We start from the raw sequence: 18,196 nt of genomic DNA, 5'->3' as shown, positions 1-18,196 counted from the left end.
AGCCTCGACTCGTGGACGACGCCACCCTGGCCACCGAACTGGTCCGTGACGCCGGGCTCCTCGCGAAGCGAATGCTCGCCGAGGGGCTACGAACCGACTACAAGACGTCGATCTCCGACGTGGTGTCGGCGGCCGATCACGCCGCCGAGGAGTTGATCACCGCGCGGCTCTCGGTGGAAAGACCGACCGACGGGCTGATCGGTGAGGAGGGCGCGCGCCGGCCCGGCGACGACCGGCGCTGGGTAGTCGACCCGGTCGACGGGACGTACAACTTCCTGAACGGCATGCCGTACTGGTGCTCGGCGGTGGGCCTGTCGGACTCCGATGGGCCGCTGGTCGGCGCGGTGTACTACCCGGCCGTGGACGAGCTGTGGGTCGGCGGCGAGGGCCTGCCGACCAGCCGCAACGGCGTCCCGGTGCCACCCCTGGCCGAGCGGGCCCTCGGCACGGTCGCGGTCTGCACCTACGCGCACCCGGCCCATCTGTCCGACGGAGCGCGGCAGCGCTGCTGGCAGGCCGTGGTGGCCAGGGCCGCCACCGTCCGGATGATGGGCTCGGCTTCGATCGACCTGGCCTCCGTCGCCGGTGGGCGGCTCGGGCTGTTCCTCCAGGCCGATCTGAACGACTGGGACTGGCTACCGGGTGCCGCCCTGGTCCGGGCCGCCGGGGGAACGGCGGTGACGGTGCACGCCGGCGGGCACCGCTGGCACGTCGCGGGCAACACCCAGGCGGTAGCCGAGGCGAGCACGGCCCTGATCGAGGCCGGATGACCGGGGTTCCCCAACCTGAGAAGCTCTGGCAGTCTTTTCGTCGAGGAGGGAGCGCGTGAGCGGCACGGCAAGTCCCGAGAGTTCCAGTTCGGGCGGCGGCAAGCTCGGCCTGACGCCGGGCCTGGTGGTCCAGGAGCTGGGCTGGGACGAGGACGTCGACGACGATCTGCGGATCGCGGTCGAGGACGCCATCGAGGGCGAGTTGATCGAGGAGGCAGTCGAGGCCGTCGACGTCGTGCTGCTGTGGTGGCGTGACGACGACGGTGACCTGGTCGACGGCCTGTTCGATGCGATGACCGATCTCGCGGACTCGGGCTACATCTGGTTGATGGCGCCCAAGGTCGGGCGTGCGGGGTACGTCGACGCGGCCGATGTCGCCGAGGCGGCCGTCACTGCCGGCCTGGCGCAAACCGTGACGGCGCGGGTCTCGGCCGACTGGTCGGCCACCAAGCTGGTCCGGCCCCGCGGCGCGCGCCGTTGACCGAGCCGGTGCCCACCCCCCGAGGGGCGAGCGTTCCCGACTTCACCAGTCGCAACCAGCACGGTGAGACGGTGCGGGCCGCCGATCTGCGCGGCCGGCCGGCCCTGATCGTCTTCTATCCATGGGCCTTCAGCGGCATCTGCACCGGTGAGCTGGCCGATCTGAAGGCCGGCGCCGATCGGATCGCGGCGACGGGTGCGCGGGTGCTGGCGGTCTCCTGCGATGCCATGTTCACGCTGCGGGCGTACGCCGACGCCCAGGATCTGCCGTTCGAGCTGCTCACCGACCACTGGCCGCACGGCGCGATCGCCCGGTCCTTCGGCGTCTTCGACGAGACCGCCGGCGCCGCTCTGCGCGGCTCCTTCGCGATCGACCCGGACGGCATCGTCCGCTGGACCGTGCTGCACGGGATCGGCGAGCCCCGCGACATCGAGGCGCACCTGACCGCGCTGGCGGCGCTGTAGGGTAGGCGATCGCGCGGAAGCATAGCTCAGTTGGTTAGAGCACCTGCCTTACAAGCAGGTGGTCGGGGGTTCGAGTCCCTCTGCTTCCACACCTAGCATGACGGCTGAGACGGCAGGGTGCCTGGACCTGTTCTCGGGGCAGTATCGGCGCCAGGAGTCGACGAAGTGCTCGCGGCGGTACGTGCTGGTCTACTGCGGCTCGGCTGGGGTGATCCGACGAGTGTTGCCGTCGCTATCCGCGACCGTGAGGAGGGCTTGCGCGGTGCCCTGCCGCACAAGATCCGCGCCGCTCGCACCTGCTACCGCAGCCTTGTCGACGCGCCCGGCTGCCGGGTTCGGCTCCACGAAACGACGTTGTACGCGTCACTGTTTCGCTTCGACGACGTCAAGCTGGCGAGCCCTCATGTGGAGCGCGCCTGCCTCTGCAAACCCATTACTCCACCTAGACGCTTGGAGGGTAGTACGTGGTTCGACGGCTACCGTCGCAGCTTCGATGCCGTGTGGGAGACGACGCAGCCCTGGGATCCAGCGGTCAGGTGCGCAGCTGGAGGCGCGCGATCTCAATCAGCCGCGCGATACCCGAGCACGCTGACCCAGGCGCCGCAGGCGGTGCCCTCACCTTCAGGCCCGATGCCGTCAATCGACCGCGCCTTTACTGAAACCTCCGCAAGGTCCATTCGTAGGGCCTTCGCCAGGTTCTCTCGCACTGCCTCAATGTGAGGCCGCAGTCGCACGGTGCCCAGCGTGATGAAGCCGTCGACGTTGCCGACGATGTAGCCGCGGTCGGCAAGGTACTGCGCGAACTCCTCGACGAAGCCGAGACTTACGGCATCCTCCGCGTCGAGGTCGTCTTCTCGGTAATGCGTGCCGAGGTCGCCGTCGGCAATCGCGCCCGCCAGGGCGTCAAGCAGCGCGTGACAGAGGACGTCGCCGTCGGAATGGGTGTCGAAGCCAACGTCGGCCGGAATATCCATACCGCCGATTCAGTCCGGGGGTTGACGCAACTCGTAATCCTCGACTTGCAGCCGCAACGGCCAGCTCGCGATTTCGGCCGCCGTGTACGCACTGAAGCCGTGGCCAAGGCTGAAACGCGTTGCGAGAGCGTAGTGGCCGCTCCCAAGGTACTGCAGTGCAACTTGCTGCCACGCTGTGTTGCGGCCGCGCGACAAGGATGTCCCACGGGACAAATCGTGCGAGTAGCCCCCGAGGTCCACCACTAGGACGCAGCCGCGGGTAACGTTTCGGCCCACGACACCGAGTGCCAGCAGGTTGTTCGGATCATCAGAGGTTATGCAGCCCGGCGCCGGCTGTACCGCCTCGGTGAGCTGCACCGGTACAGATTCACCAGAACGGATGCGAGACAAGGCAACAGCGTCGAGGGCCAGTGCGGTGCAACCAGCTACTGCGACCGCAATCCGCCAGCGCACACATCTCGGCGAAGCGGTGAGGACTCCGGTCAGCACGCCGGTCAGTAGGGCTATGGGCACAGCTAGAGCCCCAAGGTAGTGCGGGAAGAATATTGGCGAGATCAGCAAGAGCCCAACCATGCTCGCCAGAAGCGGCACCACTACGCGATACGGCTTAGCCTTCCAGGCAATCACGCAGCAGACGATCAGCCCGATGAGCGCCCCGATTGCGACGAGAAACGCGGCACTGCCACCGGCGAGGCGACTCATGCTCACGATTTGCATTGTCCGCTGCACCACGTCGAGGGCTTGGTCTCGACCGAACTGGTCGAGGACGACCATACGCCACATCTCGGCCGGCGCAGCCAGGAAGAACGGCAAGCAAACGGCTGTAATTGCGCCAAGCGCGCCCAGAGCCATAGCGCCGCCGTAACGCGCCCCAAGGCCGACGACAGCAAACACACACAGTACCGCCAACGGCACGATCCCCCAGATCTTGACCGCCGCCGCGAACCCCAAGAGTGCACCCGCCGCAAGTGGAACCAGCCACCTCCCGCGGCGGGTTGGCTCCCATTCCGGGGAGGTCGATGCGAATTCGCCTATCAGAAGTGCTAAAGCGACAGCCAGACAGAGGTTCGTCAACCCTTCCAAGAGAGTGGTCCGTTCCACCAGAACGGCACCAGGGAAAACTGCATAGACCAATCCCGCTAGGGCGGCCGCGAGTCGCCCCAATGGAAGGAGGATGCCCACCACGACAAGACTCGTAACACAGCCCATCAACATCCAGACCAGCCGCGACGCTTCCCAGCCGGTCGTCTCGCCCGCCCATCTGCCCATTGTGGCCATCGGGGTCAAAGCGAGCAGAGCACCTGGCGGATGCAGCAGCAGAAAGTCCCGATAAGGCAACCGCCCGTGGACCAAGCCCACGGCACCGGCGTAGTACACGCCATCGTCATAGCCAAGTACCCCCGACAGACCGGCCCCGCGCAGAACCGGCAGTAGGCGATTCGCCAGGGCCACGATGAAGACAACGACGAACACGTACGCCGCGCCGGTCTGTCGGGCACCGCTGACGACCCGCTCCCATGTCACGGCGCCACACTACGGATATCCCGCTAGCAGGAACGGGTATTCGATCCGCTGCCGCGAGGCAAATCGGGCCAGCGGGGCTGACAGCCAATCTCCAACCAATCAGGACAGCAGGAGCCGACAGCCGACATGGGGAACAGCGGTAGCCCTTCGATGGATCCGACGGGGCCCTTACAACGCCCTGGAGTCAGCCATCGAGACGTCCATCACCTCCGGTTCGGTGGCTCTGGACAACGTGCGCGCGGTGCTGGTGATCGTCGACGGCCGAACCGAGGTCGCCCACTACCGGCACGGCTTCACCGGGACGATCACGCACACGTCTTCTCGGTGACCAAGAGTGTGGTGTCGACGCTGATCGGAATCGCGATCGCCGACGGACTGATCGCGGGCTTGGACCAACCGCTTAGCGAGCTCCTGCCCGAACACCGCAGAAAGATGACTCCGCAGGTCGCGACGGTTACCCTGCGTGATCTGCTGACGATGAGCGGCGGGTTCGCCCCGGAAATGTCCGACGCGACAGAGCAGCAGATCATCGATGGCCGCCTCGACCTCGTCGATTGGGCGGTCTCCGACGGTCAGCAGACGGCGGCCGGCACACGCTTCCTCTACTCCGACATCAGCGCGCACCTCGCCGCGGCAGTCCTGCTCAGCGCCCTTCAGCACAATCCGGCAACCAAGGGACAAAGCGTTCTCGACTACGCGCGGGTCAAGCTGTTCGACCCGCTGGACATTCTCACCCGCCCTGCCTACCAAGGCCTGCCTAACGGCACGGGGTTCGAGCGATCGGGCTTCGGATGGTCACAGGTCGGCAACCTGGCACTGGTCGGCTTCGGGCTGCGCCTGACCGCGGAGGACATGGCCAAGATCGGACAGCTGTACCTCGACGACGGGATCTGGCACGGCCGCCGCGTCCTGCCCGAGGATTGGGTTCGACAGGCGACCGCCCCCGGCGAGACAGCCGGAGACTACGGTCTGTTCTGGTGGCGGGACACCGAGTGGGAAACTCCCGACGTTCGCAGCGGTGGGCGCCCGCGGCCAGCGCATCGTCGTCGTTCCAGCGCGACGCACGGTCATCGTCGTGCTGTCCGCGTCCAACACCAAGTACGACATGGACACCGAACTCGTTGCCCCGCTGGTCAACGATGTGATCATCCGCGCACTGCGGTGATGCCGAACCGGCGAGCCAAAACGGAGAGGTAGGACTCGGCACTCCTCGCTCATTGCCCATCCCCGCTGAGTCCACCGTGCGACCCGGGGGCTTCTTCCAGCAGCCGAGTGAACAACGTTGCTGGTGAACGACGATGTTCGGTGGTGGTCGAGAGCCGCCCCGACGGCCGGCCGATACTCAATGACTATCCGGGCTTCCTCACAAGCATGCGGCCGGGGGTTCGAGTCCCTCTGCTTCCACCCTCGACCGTCATCCGGGTGGTGCTGTCCGCTCGTGGCGCACGCGCCCAGCTATCACGATCCGTCGGCCGGCGAGCCCGGCGGCGAAGATGAGGCAGCCGGCCAGGAGTGACGTCCACGGCAGGGTGATCACCAGGGCGATGCAGCCACCGAGGCCGAGGATCTGAAGAGCACGCGGCCAGCGGCGGTCCGCCGCGCTCTGGGTGTACGCCGCCGCATTCGCGATCGCGTAGTACACCAGGACGCCGAAGGACGAGAAGCCGATCACCCCGCGCAGGTCGGAGACCAGAACCAGAGCGCTGACGATGACTCCGAGCGCGAGTTCGGCGTGGTGCGGGACCCGATAGCGGGGATGGACCGCAGCGAGCCAGCCGGGCAGGTCGCGGTGCCGAGCCATGGCCAGGGTCGTCCGTCCCACGCCGGCGATCAGCGCCAGCAGCGCGCCGGACGCGCCGATCGCTGCCCCGATCCGGACGACGGGGACCAGCGCGTCGGCCCCGACGGACCGGACCGCCTCGGCCAGAGGTGCTGTCGCCGACGCGAGCCGGGCCGGCCCGGCGGCAGCCAGAGCGGCCAGACCGACGACCAGGTAGAGCACGACGGTGATGCAGAGGGCGATCGGGATGGCGCGCGGAATGGTGCGTCGCGGCTCACGCACCTCTTCACCCATGGTGGCGATCCGGGCGTAGCCGGCCAAGGCGAAGAACAGCAACCCGGCGGCCTGCAGGATTCCGTAGAGTCCACCCCAGTGGTCGAGGCCGTCGGAAGCGACCTGGGCCGGGCCGGACAGCCGAATCGCGATCGAGCCGACAACCGCGGTGAGCACGACCAGGCTCACCGCCACGAGCAGTCTCGTCAGTGCCGCGGTCTTGGTGACGCCACGGTAGTTCAAGGACATCAGGCCGATCACGACAGCGACCGCCAGCAGCCGCTGGGCCCACCACGGGCCGGGCAGGGCGTAGGTGGCCACCGTCAGCGCCATGGCGGCGCAGGATGCGGTCTTGCCGATCACGAATCCCCAGCCGGCGACGAATCCCCACCACGGGCCCAGCCGTTCCCGACCGTAGACATAGGTGCCGCCCGAGGTGGGATAGGCCGCGGCGAGCTGGGCCGAAGCGGTGGCGTTGCAGAAGGCGATCAGTGCGGCGATCACCAGCCCGACCAGGAGTCCGCTGCCCGCCGCCCGTGCCGCGGGACCGAACACGGCATAGACGCCCGCCCCGACCATCGAGCCGAGGCCCAGCAGGACGGCGTCGGTCGTGCCGAGCCGGCGCGCCAGCCGTGGCTGCGGATCGTCGCTGCTCATGGGGCAACGCTCATGGCACTACGGGATCGTCGATGCGCTTGTCGTCGGCCGATGGGACCGCTCCGTGGACACCCGGACCGGTGCCGCGCGGCGCGGCCTGTCGCCGCTTCGAGCCCGTCACCAGATCGGTGGGCACAGCTGCGTTCACGCCGGACCGTCAGTGCGGAGCCGGCTGGAACAACTCGACCAGGTTGCCGGCGGGATCGGCGAGGAGGATCTGACGCCCGCCGGGACCGGCGACGACCTCACTCTTGAACGGCTGGCCGGCCCGTCGCAGCCGGTCGATCTCGGCGTCCAGGTCGTCGACGATCAGGTGGATGCGATTGCGTCCGGGCGTGGCGAGATCCGTCGGCGTCGCGCGAGCGCCCGAGCTGGCCGATCCGGACAGCAGCAGCCGCAGCGGTCCGCGGACGACATCGGCGAACGCCGGAGCTGGGTTGGTTCGGAGTTGGAATCCCAGCTGGGTCGTGTAGAACTCGACGGCGGCTTGGACATCGTCGACGACATAACGCACGCTGGCGTAGCTGTCGGGTTCGGTCACGGCAGGGCCTCCTTCGGGGTGAACGTGGCGAGCAGGTGGCGTACGCGCCTGTCGATGTCCGCCGCGGTGCGGACGAAGTCGGAGTACTCGGGTTGGTGACCGGCCGGTGCCGCGCACGGGTCGGGGACGCTCCAGTGCACGTATTCCGATGAGCCGCCGAAGTCGGGGCAGACCTCTCGAACCTTGTCGCACACGGTGATCACGTAGTCGAACCGATGTCCGGCGAGCGTGTCGAGGTCGCGGGGCCGCTGGTCGGCAACGTCGATGCCGTACTGCTCGTGCAGCGCCCGCACCGCCAGCGGATGCAGCCGCGGTTTCGGATGGCTCCCCGCACTGACCACGTCAAGGCCGTGGTTGCTGCGGTGCCGGAGCAGTGCCGCGGCGATCGGCGACTGGGCGCTGTTTCCGGTGCACGCGACCAAGACGTCGAGCCGCGGCAACCGCGGGTGATCGGACGATCCGGTCCGAGACCCGAGGAGTGCGGGATGGATGGCGAACGCGCTCGACCGGATCGCGTCGGCGCAGCTGTCGAGGTCGAGGTGGTAGTAGCTGTCGCGGGCGTCGGCGTTGCTGCGTCGAGCGTCGACCAGCCCGGCAGCCCGAAGCAGCCGCAGATGGTAGGACACGAGGTTCTGGGGTTGACGGGTCCGGGCGACCAGCTCTCGAACTCTCAGATCGCTCCTGGCGAGTTCGGTGAGCACAGCCCAGCGCAGCGGATGGGCAGCCAGGCGAACGAATGCGGCAGGCTCCGATGCCGCGCTGAGTGGCACCAGGCCAATTTACATCAAATCAGCTTGATGGATCCGTGATTTTCGACGCTGGCGAGGAGCAGCGCGAGGGCGACGACCTGGGTCGCCGCGACGGCGACGACGAGGAGCGGCACGGAGTAGTTGTAGAGGGCGCCCGCCATGGCTCCGCCGGCGATGGCGGTCGCGCCCTGCACGGCGGCGAAGGTCCCGTAGGCGGTTGCGCGGTTCGGTGCCGGCACGAGGTCGGCCACGAGGGCCTTGACGGTGGAGTCCTGGACGCCGATCGCGGCCCCCCAGAGCACCACACCGGTGAGAGCGACGGCCGGGGCATCGGCGAACGCGAGCGCGGGGACGGCGGCGACGAGCAGGGGAAGACCGAGCAGGACGCGGCCCTTGATCTTGTCGTAGAGCCAGCCGGTCGCCAGCGCGGCCAGGGCTGCGGCGGCCATGGCCGCCGCGTACACGACCGGCACGACGGGGACTGCGACGACCTGGTCGCGGGTGAGGTGATAGGAAATCACCCCGAAGGTCACCAGGCCGGCAGTGGTGGCACCCGCCGCCAGTGCGAACAACCAGAACCGCCCGGGCAGTGCGGAGACACGGCCCGCGGGTTCGGGCGGAGCGGCACTCTGTGCGGCGGCCGGCCGGGGCGGGATGGCCGCCGGCTCGTCGTCGGCCGTGCGGTGCCGGATCCACAGCAGGATCGCGATGGCGGCAATGCCGGGAACGGCGAGCAGGGCCATCGACGGCCAGATGAGCCCCGTCGTCGCAAGGACGCCGGCCACCAGCAGAGGTCCGGCGACGGCGCCGAGCTGGTCGAGTGCCTTGTGGACGGCGAACCCGCGACCGAGTCCGACGCCGCCGGCCGCGCGGGCGAGCAGTGCGGTCTTGGCAGGGCTCCGGATCGCCTTGCCCGTCCGCTCCGCCAGGATGAGGACCGCAGCGACGACCAGCCCGACGCTCGGCAGGAACGCGGTCAGCGCCAGCGCGGGGACGCAGACGGCGGTCAGCGTGTAGCCGGTGAGGGTGAGTGTCCAGTAGCGGCCGCTGCGGTCGGCCCAGGTGCCGAACGCCAGCCGCAGGAGAAGCGCCAGTGCCTCACCGGCCCCGGTGACCAGCCCGACCAGCAGGGCGGACGCGCCGAGACCGGCCAGCAGCGGACCCGTGATCGAGCGGGCGCCCTCGTAGACCATGTCGGCGGCGAGGCTGACCAGACCGAACCCGATCACCGCCCGCCAGGGCGACCATCCGGACCTCGAGGGACCGTCCGGCTCCCGAATTCGCGCGAGGGTCACGGCGCGTCGGTACGGGACGGGCTGCCGGCGGTCGGGTCGGGTTCGGCCGCCGCGGTGAGCTCTCGGGCCGCGCGCTGACGGGCGTACTCGCGGCAGGTCAGGACGAGGATGACCGCGTCGAAGGCGGTCAAGGCGATCAAGCCGGTGGTGGGGTGCAGCGCAATCCGATACAGCTGGTAGCCGATGAACACGATCAGGACGCCGATCATCCATGGGTAGGCCCACAGCTTGTTGAGCAGGAGCGCCAGCACGAGGACGATCTTGATCAACCCGTGGATCATCAGGTAGACGGCGCCGAACAGCACGGCATCGCCGGTGAGCCCGCTGGTGGTGTGCAGCAGGTGGGTGGCGATGAAGTCGTGCGGATCCTCGGAGAGCTCGCCTTGGGTGACGGCGCCCGCGAGCGCCTGAATCCGGCTCGGGGAGACGAACAGCAGCAGGAGGCCGCCGATCAGCTCGGCGACGCCGTTCACGCCCTTGGCGATGATCGCGATCTCGAAGAACCGATCCAGCCAGTCGTGCGGTCTGAATCTCGACGCACGGACAGCTTGCAGGCGAGAAGGAGCCATCAGGCACTGCCGCCGTTCAGCGCGGTGTAGACGTGCTCGGCGTACGTCTCGAACTGCTCCTGGCAGACCTTCAGCTGGGTGGTCGCCGTGGTCACCGCGGCGGCACCCAGCAGGTCTCGGCTGCGGAGCTCGCGATACCAGCGGCGCAGCCGGTCCAGGCTCTGCTCCTCCTCTTCGAGCTCGGCCAAGGTGTATTTGCCGGCCGCCTCCTCCTTCGCCAGCTCGGCAAGATACTTGCCGCAGTCGGCTAGGAACTCGGTCCACTCCTCGTTCCGGGCCTCGGTGTAGAGGTTCTCCAGCCGATCCGCGTCGGCGGCCGCGTAGCCGCTCGCGGAGAGCGCCAGCAACGTGCCGCCGGCCGCTTCGGCGAGCTGGTTGGCGCGCTGGATCACGTCGTCGGCGGCCGGAATGTCCGGTATTGCCCACGCCGACGGCCCGAGCAACAAGGCGCCGGAACGGCGCAGCTCACGCCAGAGCGCCATCCGGTGCCGCGCGGGCTCGGCCGGCATCCGGGTCAGCAGCACGAGCCAACGGCGCGCCATCTGCTCGTCATCGATGTTCACTCCGTGATGTTACATCCGTAACAACACGGCCGATCGGTGGTGAACATCACTGGCTCGCGCCGGGTCGTGCGGAGACGGCTCGGCGCCCGTCGACACTCAGCGAGGCACGAGCGCGGGGTCGAGGTTCTCTGCGACGAACGCGGCGATCTCCGCCGGACCGGCCTGACCGGACGCCAGCGCCTGCTGCGCGGTGATCATCAACTCGTTCGGGACGGTGAGCTCCAGGGCGATGTTGTCGGGATCGCGGAAGTTGAGGTGCGACCCCAGTTCCATGTCGCGGATCGGTGTGTAGGTCACACCGTGCTCGTCGAACCGGCGCTCCCACTGCTCGAGCTCCTCCCGGGACGAGGCGACGAAGCCGAGGTGGTCGACACCCGTGGTGAGCTCGGTGAACCTGCCACCGTGCGCGCCCTCGTGCCGCAGCAGCGCCAGGCCGAAACCGGTGCCGGGGTGCATCAGGATCCGCCCGTATCCCACGTCCATCACCGGGACGAAGTCCAGCACCTCGGCATAGAAGCGCTGGCTGACGTCGAGGTCGGTGACGGTGAACGCAACATGAGCAACGCCGGCGAAGGTGACCATGGGTCATTCTCCGATGTACGGGCGTCGCGTGCCACCGTCGGCGCCGGTCCCGATCCACTCCGCGATCAGCCGCTGCGCGCCGTCCGGGTACAGCGGGATGTCAGTGTCGGTGCGGACCGCCCGCCACTCGACCCGGATCGGGCCGCCGTCGTCGAACCAGCCACCGACGTCGGGAACCACCCCGTCGGCGATGGTGGCGGCGTACAGGAACACGACCTCGTGACCGGGCCGGCCGGCGAAACGAAAGATGCTCTCCAGCACACCGATCGGGCTGACCTCGGACAACTCGGTGCCGAGTTCCTCGGCGATCTCCCGGACGACGGCATCACGGGCCCGCTCGCCGAACTCGACATGCCCGCCGAGCATCCGGTGGAAGTCGGTCGGTCGCTTGGTCGGGTCGGTGCCGCGCCAGACCACGTGCCGGCTCCGAGACTCGTTCAGCAGCACCGCGTACGCCTTCACCGTGATCGTCTCCTGCACGCTGCATCCTCTCGCTGCAAAACTTTTCGAGCCGGAGGTGTCCGATCGGCACCGTCGCGTTCGTAGCAGTGTTGAGAGGCAGCCGAACGGGCGCCACCAAACCCTAGGAGACACGATGACGCAGTACATGATGTCGGTGTTCGGACCGGCCGAGTACGCCGAGCACGCCGGATACCCGTCGGAGCAGGCGATGACGGAGGCGATGGCCGAGACCGGCGCCTTCAACGACCGGCTGCGGGAGCAGGGCTACTGGGTGTTCGCCGACGGGTTGGCGCCGGTCGCGAGCGCCACCGTGGTCGACGGTCAGGGCGCCGCGCCGGTGCTGACCGACGGCCCGTACCTGGAGTCGAAGGAGTATCTCGCCGGCTTCTGGATCATCGAGGCGCCCGACCTCGACGTCGCGCTGAAGCTGGCCGCGGAGGGGTCGAAGGCCTGCCGGGGCACCGTCGAGGTCCGTCCCTTCGGAACGCCGTGAGCCTGGTCGACGACACGATCACTCGGGTTCACCGCGAGGAGTGGGCCCGGGTGGTTGCGGGACTCACCAGGCGCTTCGGCGATTTGGACCTCGCCGAGGAGATGGCCGCCGAGGCGTTCGCGCTGGCCGTCGAGCGCTGGCCGGCCGACGGCGTGCCGCCCAATCCGGCGGGCTGGATCACGACCACCGCCAACCGGCGTGCCATCGACCGGCTCCGCCGCGAGTCACGCCGGGACGCCAAGCAGAAGCAGGCTCGGATGCTGTACGACGACGCCGACGCCGTTCCGCCGGATTCACCGGACGACGATGCGATCGAGGACGATCGGCTCCGGCTGATCATCGTCTGCTGCCATCCGGCACTGTCGATGGAGGCCCGGATCGCGCTTACCCTGCGCCTGGTCGGCGGGCTGACGGTGGCCGAGATCGCTCACGCGTTCCTGGTGCCGGAGGCCACAGTCGGCCGGCGGATCACCCGAGCCAAGGCGAAGATCGCGGCCGCGAAGATCCCGTACCGCGTGCCGTCCGGCGGCGATCTGCAGGTCCGCGTCACCGGAGTGCTGGCGGTGCTCTTCCTCGTCTTCAACGAGGGCTACCTCGCCTCGGACCCGCAGCAAGAGCCCGTCCGCACCGAGCTCACGAGCGAGGCGATCCGGCTCGCCCGGCTGCTGCACGACCTGCTGCCCGCCGACGGTGAGGTGACCGGGCTGTTGGCGCTGATGCTGCTCACCGACGCCCGGCGGGCGGCCCGGGTGTCGGCCTGGGGCGAACTGGTCCCGCTCGGCGAGCAGGACCGGGGCGGCTGGAACGCGGCCGAGATCGCGGAGGGACACGCGCTCGTGCGCGCGCGGTTGGCCGCCGTCGCCGCAGGCGGCGGACCCCCCGGCCGCTACCAGATCCTCGCCGCGATCAACGCCGTGCACACGTCTGCCCGGGACGTGCGCGACACCGACTGGGATCAGGTCGTCGCCCTCTACGATCAACTCGTCCGGCTCGACCCTTCGCCGGTCGTCGCGCTCAACCGGGCCGTCGCGATCGCCGAGCTCGACGGACCCGAGGTTGCGCTGGCGCTGATCGACCGGCTCGACCTGGACGGCTACCACGCCTACCACGCAGCCCGCGCGGATCTGCTCCGCCGGCTCGGCCGCTCCGGCGACGCCCGGGCGGCGTACGACAAGGCCATCACGCTCACCGGAAACAGCGGCGAGATCACCTACCTCATCCGCCGGCGGGACCAGCTGGGCCGGCACTGACCGACCGAGTCGCGGGCACCGCGTCGTGTCCAGATCGAGACCTGCCCGCGCCGGATGGGGTGTGAGTTCTCAGGCTGGCGTCAGAGTGTCGGACTAGGCTCGGCTGATGGCGGAACCGGTTCAGCTCGACGTCGACGAGGTCGCGATCCTGCGGGACCTGCTGTCGGCCCACCGATCGATGGTGCTGGGTGCGCTACACGCCGGCGCGGACGTGGACGTGAGCGGTGCGTTCATGATTCATGCCGAGTTGTCCCGGCTGCTGGCGCGCTGGGACGAGTTCAGCGCCAACGAGCAGCGCGAGATCATCCGCACCATCGAGTACGTCGTGAACAGCGACGACGACATGCCGGACCTGGGCGGACCCGACGGGTTCGTCGACGACTGGGAGCGGGTCCGCGCTCTTCAGGTCTTCCTGGGCTACGGTTAGGCCGCGGCGTCGCAGCGAGGTGCGCCGGGAGTTGGCGAGGCGGAGTACAGATGGTCAATCGAATGGTCGCCGCGGGGCTCGGCATCCTCACCGGTCTGGTCGGGCTGATCGCGATGCTCCGGCTGATCCTCGGGGCCTTCGGGCCGGGCGCGTTCGGACTCGGCTTCGTGCTCGCCGCCATGCTGCCCTGGGTCGTCTACGTCACTTATCGCGCCCAGCACGGCCGGCTGACCCCGGTGCGGGCCTTGGCCGTGTTCGGCTGCTGCGTGGTCGGACTGGTCGCCGTCTGGTTGTTCACCATCGGCCCGGTGATCGCGCTGGCCCTGTCGCTGGCCGCGTTCGCGGTGATCTGGGTGAGCGACTGGCCGGCTGCGCGCCCGCAGACCGAGTCGCGGTTCGTACACATCGAGGAGCTGACCGGCGAGGACGCCGAATCCACTCGCTGACTCAATAGACTCGGGAACCATGGCTACCTCTGACTTCGCTGTTGCGCTGACCTCGCTGGACAAGGTCCTGAGCGCCATCGAGGCCGTCATCGACCCCGACCGGCTCCGAGCCGAGGTGACCCAGCTCGAGAGCGAGGTCGCCGCGCCCGACCTGTGGGACGACCCGGAGAACGCCCAGCGGGTCACCTCCCGGCTGTCGGCCGTCCAAGCCGACATCGATCGGGTTACCTCGCTGCGGTCCCGGCTGGACGACCTGGGCGTGCTGGTCGAGCTCGCCCAGGAGGAGGGCGACGCCGCCAGCCTGGCCGAGGCCGACACCGAGCTGCACGCGCTGGAGTCCGCCGTCGAGGCGCTGGAGGTCCGCACTCTGCTGGCGGGGGAGTACGACCCGCGCGAGGCGATGGTGACGATCCGGTCCGAGGCCGGCGGGGTGGACGCGGCCGACTTCGCCGCGATGCTGCTCCGGATGTATCTGCGCTGGGCCGAGCGGCACGGCTATTCGACCGAGGTCTACGACACGTCCTACGCCGAGGAGGCGGGGATCAAGTCGGCGACGTTCCAGGTGAAGGCGCCGTACGCGTACGGCACCTTGTCGGTCGAGCAAGGCACCCACCGGCTGGTCCGGATCTCCCCCTTCGACAACCAGGGCCGCCGGCAGACGTCGTTCGCCGGTGTCGAGGTGCTGCCGGTGACGGAGGAGACCGACCACATCGAGATCCCGGAGGCCGATCTGCGGATCGACGTCTTCCGCTCGTCCGGGCCCGGTGGCCAGAGCGTCAACACCACCGACTCCGCGGTCCGGATCACCCATCTGCCGACCGGCATCGTGGTGTCCTGCCAGAACGAGAAGTCCCAGCTGCAGAACAAGGCCGCCGCTCTCCGGGTGCTGCAGTCGCGGCTGCTGGAGCGCGCCCGCCAGGAGCGCGAGGCGGAGATGAACGCACTCAAGACCGACGGCAACAGCTGGGGATCGCAGATGCGGTCCTACGTCCTGCACCCGTACCAGATGGTGAAGGACCTGCGCACCGAGTTCGAGACGTCGAGCCCGGACGCGGTCTTCGACGGCGAGATCGACGGCTTCATCGACTCGGGCATCCGGTGGCGCAAGACCAGCGAGAAGGTCTGAGCTCTGTCGGGACACTCGAGCCCGAGCGCCGTCCGTCGGCGTGAAATCCCAGGGATCACGAGCGGCTCACCTACACTCGACGGTGGTCTGCGGGCGGTGGTACGCGTGCTGAGCGCGTGCGGCGCGCCGGCCGCGGCCTGAACCAGATGTCGAGACGAGGCAGCACGTGATCCGATTCGAAGGCGTGACAAAGGTCTACGACGGGCAGCGCCGGGCGGCGCTGTCCGATGTCGACGTCGAGATCGAGAAGGGGGAGTTCGTCTTCCTGGTCGGGGCGTCGGGCTCCGGCAAGTCGACCTTTCTCCGGCTGATCCTGCGCGAACAGCGGGCCACCAAGGGGCGCGTCTTCGTCGCCGGACGGGAACTGAACAAACTGCACAGCTGGAAGGTCCCGGCCATGCGCCGCCAGATCGGCACCGTCTTCCAGGACTTCCGGCTGCTGCCCAACAAGACGGTCACCGACAACGTCGCCTTCGCCCTCCAGGTGATCGGCAAGCCGCGCTCGACCATCAAGCGGGTCGTGCCCGAGGTGCTGGAGCTGGTCGGGCTGAAGGGCAAGGGCAACCGGCTGCCGGAGGAGCTGTCCGGCGGTGAGCAGCAGCGGGTCGCGATCGCCCGGGCCTTCGTCAACCGGCCGATGATCCTGATCGCCGACGAGCCGACCGGCAACCTCGATCCCGCGACCAGCGTCGGGATCATGAAGCTGCTGGACCGGATCAACCGCTCCAGCACCACCGTGCTGATGGCGACCCACGACTCGACCATCGTCGACCAGATGCGCAAGCGCGTGATCGAGCTGGACGACGGTGCCGTGGTCCGCGACCAGAGCCGCGGCGTCTACGGCTACCAGTGATCGACTAGAGGACGACAGCACATGCGCTTCCGCCATATCTTCTCCGAGACCGCCAGCGGTCTGCGGCAGAACCTGACCATGACGCTCGCCGTCATCATGACGATGTGGGTCTCGCTGTCCCTCTTCGGCGCCGGTCTGCTGGCCAACCAGCAGGTCGACGTGATGAAGGGCAACTGGTACGAGAAGATCGAGATTTCGGTCTTCTTGTGCACCCCGGACATCCGCGGCGACAACTGCGAGCCGGGCCAGGACGTGACCCAGGCGCAGAAGGACCTGATCCGGCAGACGCTGGAATCCAACCCGGAGGTCGCGCCGGGTGGGGTCTACTTCGAGACCAAGGCCGAGGCCTACCAGGAGTTCCTCAAGGCGTACGAGGGCAACCCGATCGCCAGCAGCTTGACCGAGGATCAGATGCAGGAGTCGTTCCGGGTCAAGCTGCGCAACCCGGAGCAGTATCAGGGCGTGGTCAGCGCCGTCGCCGGGCTGAAGGGCGTGCAGAACATCCAGGACCTGCGCAAGTTGCTGGACCCGTTCTTCAGCTGGTTGAACCTGCTTCAGTGGGCGACCATCGTGGCCTCGGCGCTGCTGCTGTTCGCCGCCGCGCTGCAGATCGGCAACACCATCCGGCTGGCGGCCTTCGCCCGCCGGCGAGAGATCGGCATCATGCGACTGGTCGGAGCGAGCAACCTCTATATCACGTTGCCGTTCCTTTTTGAAGCGATGTTTTCCGCGCTGATCGGAATCACTCTCGCATGTGTCACATTGGCATCAGGCGTTTACTTCGTCATCAAGCGCAAAGCTCAAGTCTCGATTCAGACTATAGCCTGGATTGGGTGGAATCAGACCCTGATCGCCATGGCAGGGGTTGCGGCCGTCGGATTGCTTCTGTCCATAATTCCGACGCTGATCACGACCCGGAAGTACCTGAGGGTTTGAGTAGGAAGGCTATAGCTCAACCATAGCTTTACCCCCCGGCGACACGCCGGGTCGTCGTCAGCGAGGCAGATGCCCTTCGACGACGACCTGAGGAGAGCTGTGACTCCGGAACTTCCCCCCGGACTCGCGAACACCTCGCCCCCCGGACTGGTGCGGCGTGCGCTGTTGGCGGTCGTCGTGGCCTCGGCGGTCTCGGTGACCCTGGCAGTGCCGGCCTCGGCCGACGGGCTGACCGATCAGCGGGACCGGGTCAAGGCCCAGATCGCGCAGACCCAGAACGACCTCGACGACTCCAACGCGGCCCTTGCCTCGGCGACCGCCGCCGTCCAGTCGACCGGGGCCCGGCTCGCCGAGGCGCAGGCGGCGCTGGCGCAGACCGAGCGCGAGCTGGCTGCCGCGAAGGCGCGCGACGTTGCCATGGCGGCCAAGCTGAAGCAGGCGAAACTGGATCTCGACAAGGCGAGGGCCGCGGTCGCGGAGGGCCAGCGCTTGCTGGACGCCCAGCAGCGAACGGCCACCGACGTGGTGCGCTACCAGTACCAGCAGCAGACCAACCTGCTCCCGATCGCGATGCTGGTGGACGACTCGACGGCGGACGTGGCCACCCGGATGCAGTGGTCCACCACGCTGTTCGACAACGCCGCGGCCGAGCTGGACCGGCTGAAGACGCTGAAGGCCGAGCTCGAGACCAAGCGGGCGAAGCAGGCCAAGCTGGAGGCCCAAGTCGCCGCCGACCGGAAGGCAGCCGCGGACAACCTCGTCCTGAAGAGGACCCTGCAGGCGCGTGCCGCCGCCCAGGAAGCCGCCGTGGCGGGACTGCTGGTCCAGCAGCAGGCCGACCAGCGGGCCGCGGCCACCGAGGTCGCCAACGACAGGGCCCGCTATGCGGGTCTGGTCAAGGAGCGGGCGTCGGTCGAGCGGCGGATCGCCATCCGGATCGCCAAGGCCAAGGCCGCCGCCGCGCGCAAGGCCGCCGCGGAG

The 18,196-nt window shown here is 68.5% G+C and carries 21 protein-coding genes, 1 tRNA gene and 1 pseudogene; 13 read left to right on the top strand and 10 right to left on the bottom strand.

All coding sequences use genetic code 11. The features are described from left to right. Positions 1 to 11: 11 nt before the first annotated feature. From ABD747_RS00430 to ABD747_RS00415, 4 genes are all read left to right on the top strand, one after another. Positions 12 to 770 carry an inositol monophosphatase family protein gene (locus tag ABD747_RS00430; RefSeq protein WP_344801089.1) on the top strand — a complete coding sequence of 253 codons (759 nt, stop codon included), beginning with the start codon at positions 12 to 14 and terminating at the stop codon, positions 768 to 770. Positions 771 to 825: 55 nt separating this feature from the next. Beyond that, positions 826 to 1,251 carry a DUF3052 family protein gene (locus ABD747_RS00425; protein ID WP_344801088.1) on the top strand — a complete coding sequence of 142 codons (426 nt, stop codon included), beginning with the start codon at positions 826 to 828 and terminating at the stop codon, positions 1,249 to 1,251. A gap of 8 nt (positions 1,252 to 1,259) precedes the next feature. Then, positions 1,260 to 1,715 carry a redoxin domain-containing protein gene (locus ABD747_RS00420; RefSeq protein WP_344801087.1) on the top strand — a complete coding sequence of 152 codons (456 nt, stop codon included), beginning with the start codon at positions 1,260 to 1,262 and terminating at the stop codon, positions 1,713 to 1,715. Between the two features lie 15 nt (positions 1,716 to 1,730). Next, positions 1,731 to 1,804: transfer RNA gene (locus tag ABD747_RS00415), tRNA-Val, on the top strand. Between the two features lie 471 nt (positions 1,805 to 2,275). Here the strand turns inward: ABD747_RS00415 and ABD747_RS00410 are convergent. Further along, a complete protein-coding gene (locus ABD747_RS00410) occupies positions 2,276 to 2,689 on the bottom strand; it encodes a 2-C-methyl-D-erythritol 2,4-cyclodiphosphate synthase (protein WP_344801086.1) in 414 nt (137 codons plus the stop codon). Between the two features lie 9 nt (positions 2,690 to 2,698). After that, positions 2,699 to 4,213 carry a hypothetical protein gene (locus tag ABD747_RS00405; protein ID WP_344801085.1) on the bottom strand — a complete coding sequence of 505 codons (1,515 nt, stop codon included), beginning with the start codon at positions 4,211 to 4,213 and terminating at the stop codon, positions 2,699 to 2,701. A gap of 324 nt (positions 4,214 to 4,537) precedes the next feature. Between ABD747_RS00405 and ABD747_RS00400 the strand changes: the two genes are divergently transcribed. Next, positions 4,538 to 5,410, top strand: coding sequence for a serine hydrolase domain-containing protein (locus ABD747_RS00400; RefSeq protein ID WP_344801084.1), 873 nt, complete (start codon positions 4,538 to 4,540; stop codon positions 5,408 to 5,410). 217 nt (positions 5,411 to 5,627) lie between these two features. Here ABD747_RS00400 and ABD747_RS00395 read toward each other — a convergent pair whose 3' ends face one another. The 8 genes from ABD747_RS00395 to ABD747_RS00360 form a co-directional block, all read right to left on the bottom strand. Further along, positions 5,628 to 6,923, bottom strand: coding sequence for an APC family permease (locus ABD747_RS00395; RefSeq protein ID WP_344801083.1), 1,296 nt, complete (start codon positions 6,921 to 6,923; stop codon positions 5,628 to 5,630). A 157-nt stretch (positions 6,924 to 7,080) separates the two neighbouring features. Next, positions 7,081 to 7,464 (bottom strand): VOC family protein, encoded by a 384-nt coding sequence (locus ABD747_RS00390; protein ID WP_344801082.1) that lies wholly within the window; start codon positions 7,462 to 7,464, stop codon positions 7,081 to 7,083. After that, positions 7,461 to 8,234, bottom strand: coding sequence for an arsenate reductase/protein-tyrosine-phosphatase family protein (locus tag ABD747_RS00385; RefSeq protein WP_344801081.1), 774 nt, complete (start codon positions 8,232 to 8,234; stop codon positions 7,461 to 7,463). Before ABD747_RS00385 ends, ABD747_RS00390 begins: the two co-directional genes overlap by 4 nt. A gap of 14 nt (positions 8,235 to 8,248) precedes the next feature. Then, positions 8,249 to 9,508 (bottom strand): MFS transporter, encoded by a 1,260-nt coding sequence (locus tag ABD747_RS00380; RefSeq protein WP_344801080.1) that lies wholly within the window; start codon positions 9,506 to 9,508, stop codon positions 8,249 to 8,251. Beyond that, positions 9,505 to 10,077, bottom strand: coding sequence for a DUF2127 domain-containing protein (locus ABD747_RS00375; protein ID WP_344801079.1), 573 nt, complete (start codon positions 10,075 to 10,077; stop codon positions 9,505 to 9,507). Before ABD747_RS00375 ends, ABD747_RS00380 begins: the two co-directional genes overlap by 4 nt. Next, positions 10,077 to 10,640: a Chromate resistance protein ChrB gene (locus ABD747_RS00370; RefSeq protein WP_344801078.1), complete on the bottom strand. Its 564-nt coding sequence runs from the start codon at positions 10,638 to 10,640 to the stop codon at positions 10,077 to 10,079. Before ABD747_RS00370 ends, ABD747_RS00375 begins: the two co-directional genes overlap by 1 nt. 96 nt (positions 10,641 to 10,736) lie before the next feature. Beyond that, positions 10,737 to 11,222: a VOC family protein gene (locus ABD747_RS00365; RefSeq protein ID WP_344801077.1), complete on the bottom strand. Its 486-nt coding sequence runs from the start codon at positions 11,220 to 11,222 to the stop codon at positions 10,737 to 10,739. A gap of 3 nt (positions 11,223 to 11,225) precedes the next feature. Further along, on the bottom strand, positions 11,226 to 11,702 hold the full coding sequence (locus ABD747_RS00360; protein WP_344801076.1) for an NUDIX hydrolase: 477 nt from the start codon (positions 11,700 to 11,702) through the stop codon (positions 11,226 to 11,228). Positions 11,703 to 11,817: 115 nt separating this feature from the next. Here ABD747_RS00360 and ABD747_RS00355 point away from each other — a divergent pair, with 115 nt between their 5' ends. The 8 genes and pseudogenes from ABD747_RS00355 to ABD747_RS00320 all read left to right on the top strand — a co-directional run. Then, complete coding sequence (locus ABD747_RS00355) at positions 11,818 to 12,177, top strand: YciI family protein (RefSeq protein WP_344801075.1); 360 nt, start codon at positions 11,818 to 11,820, stop codon at positions 12,175 to 12,177. Then, positions 12,174 to 13,427: an RNA polymerase sigma factor gene (locus tag ABD747_RS00350; protein WP_344801074.1), complete on the top strand. Its 1,254-nt coding sequence runs from the start codon at positions 12,174 to 12,176 to the stop codon at positions 13,425 to 13,427. Before ABD747_RS00355 ends, ABD747_RS00350 begins: the two co-directional genes overlap by 4 nt. A gap of 106 nt (positions 13,428 to 13,533) precedes the next feature. Continuing rightward, positions 13,534 to 13,854, top strand: coding sequence for a hypothetical protein (locus tag ABD747_RS00345; RefSeq protein ID WP_344801073.1), 321 nt, complete (start codon positions 13,534 to 13,536; stop codon positions 13,852 to 13,854). 50 nt (positions 13,855 to 13,904) lie between these two features. Next, complete coding sequence (locus ABD747_RS00340) at positions 13,905 to 14,300, top strand: hypothetical protein (protein ID WP_344801072.1); 396 nt, start codon at positions 13,905 to 13,907, stop codon at positions 14,298 to 14,300. A gap of 19 nt (positions 14,301 to 14,319) precedes the next feature. Then, positions 14,320 to 15,426: a peptide chain release factor 2 gene (gene prfB / locus ABD747_RS00335; RefSeq protein WP_344801071.1), complete on the top strand. Its 1,107-nt coding sequence runs from the start codon at positions 14,320 to 14,322 to the stop codon at positions 15,424 to 15,426. Positions 15,427 to 15,592: 166 nt separating this feature from the next. Then, entirely contained in the window at positions 15,593 to 16,279 is a 687-nt protein-coding gene (gene ftsE, locus ABD747_RS00330; protein WP_344801070.1) for a cell division ATP-binding protein FtsE, read from the top strand. Positions 16,280 to 16,300: 21 nt separating this feature from the next. Beyond that, on the top strand, positions 16,301 to 17,215 hold the full coding sequence (gene ftsX, locus ABD747_RS00325; RefSeq protein ID WP_344801069.1) for a permease-like cell division protein FtsX: 915 nt from the start codon (positions 16,301 to 16,303) through the stop codon (positions 17,213 to 17,215). Positions 17,216 to 17,314: 99 nt separating this feature from the next. Further along, positions 17,315 to 18,196 (top strand): annotated as a pseudogene (locus ABD747_RS00320) (hypothetical protein); the annotation flags it as partial.

Source organism: Microlunatus ginsengisoli (assembly GCF_039537205.1).
GTDB classification, from domain to species: Bacteria; Actinomycetota; Actinomycetes; order Propionibacteriales; family Propionibacteriaceae; genus Microlunatus; species Microlunatus ginsengisoli.
This window is presented reverse-complemented; position numbering and strand designations above follow the sequence as displayed.

Excerpts from the sequence above, each read along its gene's own strand:
- ABD747_RS00375 (WP_344801079.1), bottom strand. The coding sequence starts at position 10,077 with ATGGCTCCTTCTCGCCTGCAAGCTGTCCGTGCGTCGAGATTCAGACCG.
- ABD747_RS00355 (WP_344801075.1), top strand. The coding sequence starts at position 11,818 with ATGACGCAGTACATGATGTCGGTGTTCGGACCGGCCGAGTACGCCGAG.
- ABD747_RS00340 (WP_344801072.1), top strand. The coding sequence starts at position 13,905 with ATGGTCAATCGAATGGTCGCCGCGGGGCTCGGCATCCTCACCGGTCTG.
- ABD747_RS00345 (WP_344801073.1), top strand. The coding sequence starts at position 13,534 with ATGGCGGAACCGGTTCAGCTCGACGTCGACGAGGTCGCGATCCTGCGG.
- ABD747_RS00365 (WP_344801077.1), bottom strand. The coding sequence starts at position 11,222 with ATGGTCACCTTCGCCGGCGTTGCTCATGTTGCGTTCACCGTCACCGAC.
- ABD747_RS00395 (WP_344801083.1), bottom strand. The coding sequence starts at position 6,923 with ATGAGCAGCGACGATCCGCAGCCACGGCTGGCGCGCCGGCTCGGCACG.
- ftsX (WP_344801069.1), top strand. The coding sequence starts at position 16,301 with ATGCGCTTCCGCCATATCTTCTCCGAGACCGCCAGCGGTCTGCGGCAG.
- ABD747_RS00410 (WP_344801086.1), bottom strand. The coding sequence starts at position 2,689 with ATGGATATTCCGGCCGACGTTGGCTTCGACACCCATTCCGACGGCGAC.
- prfB (WP_344801071.1), top strand. The coding sequence starts at position 14,320 with ATGGCTACCTCTGACTTCGCTGTTGCGCTGACCTCGCTGGACAAGGTC.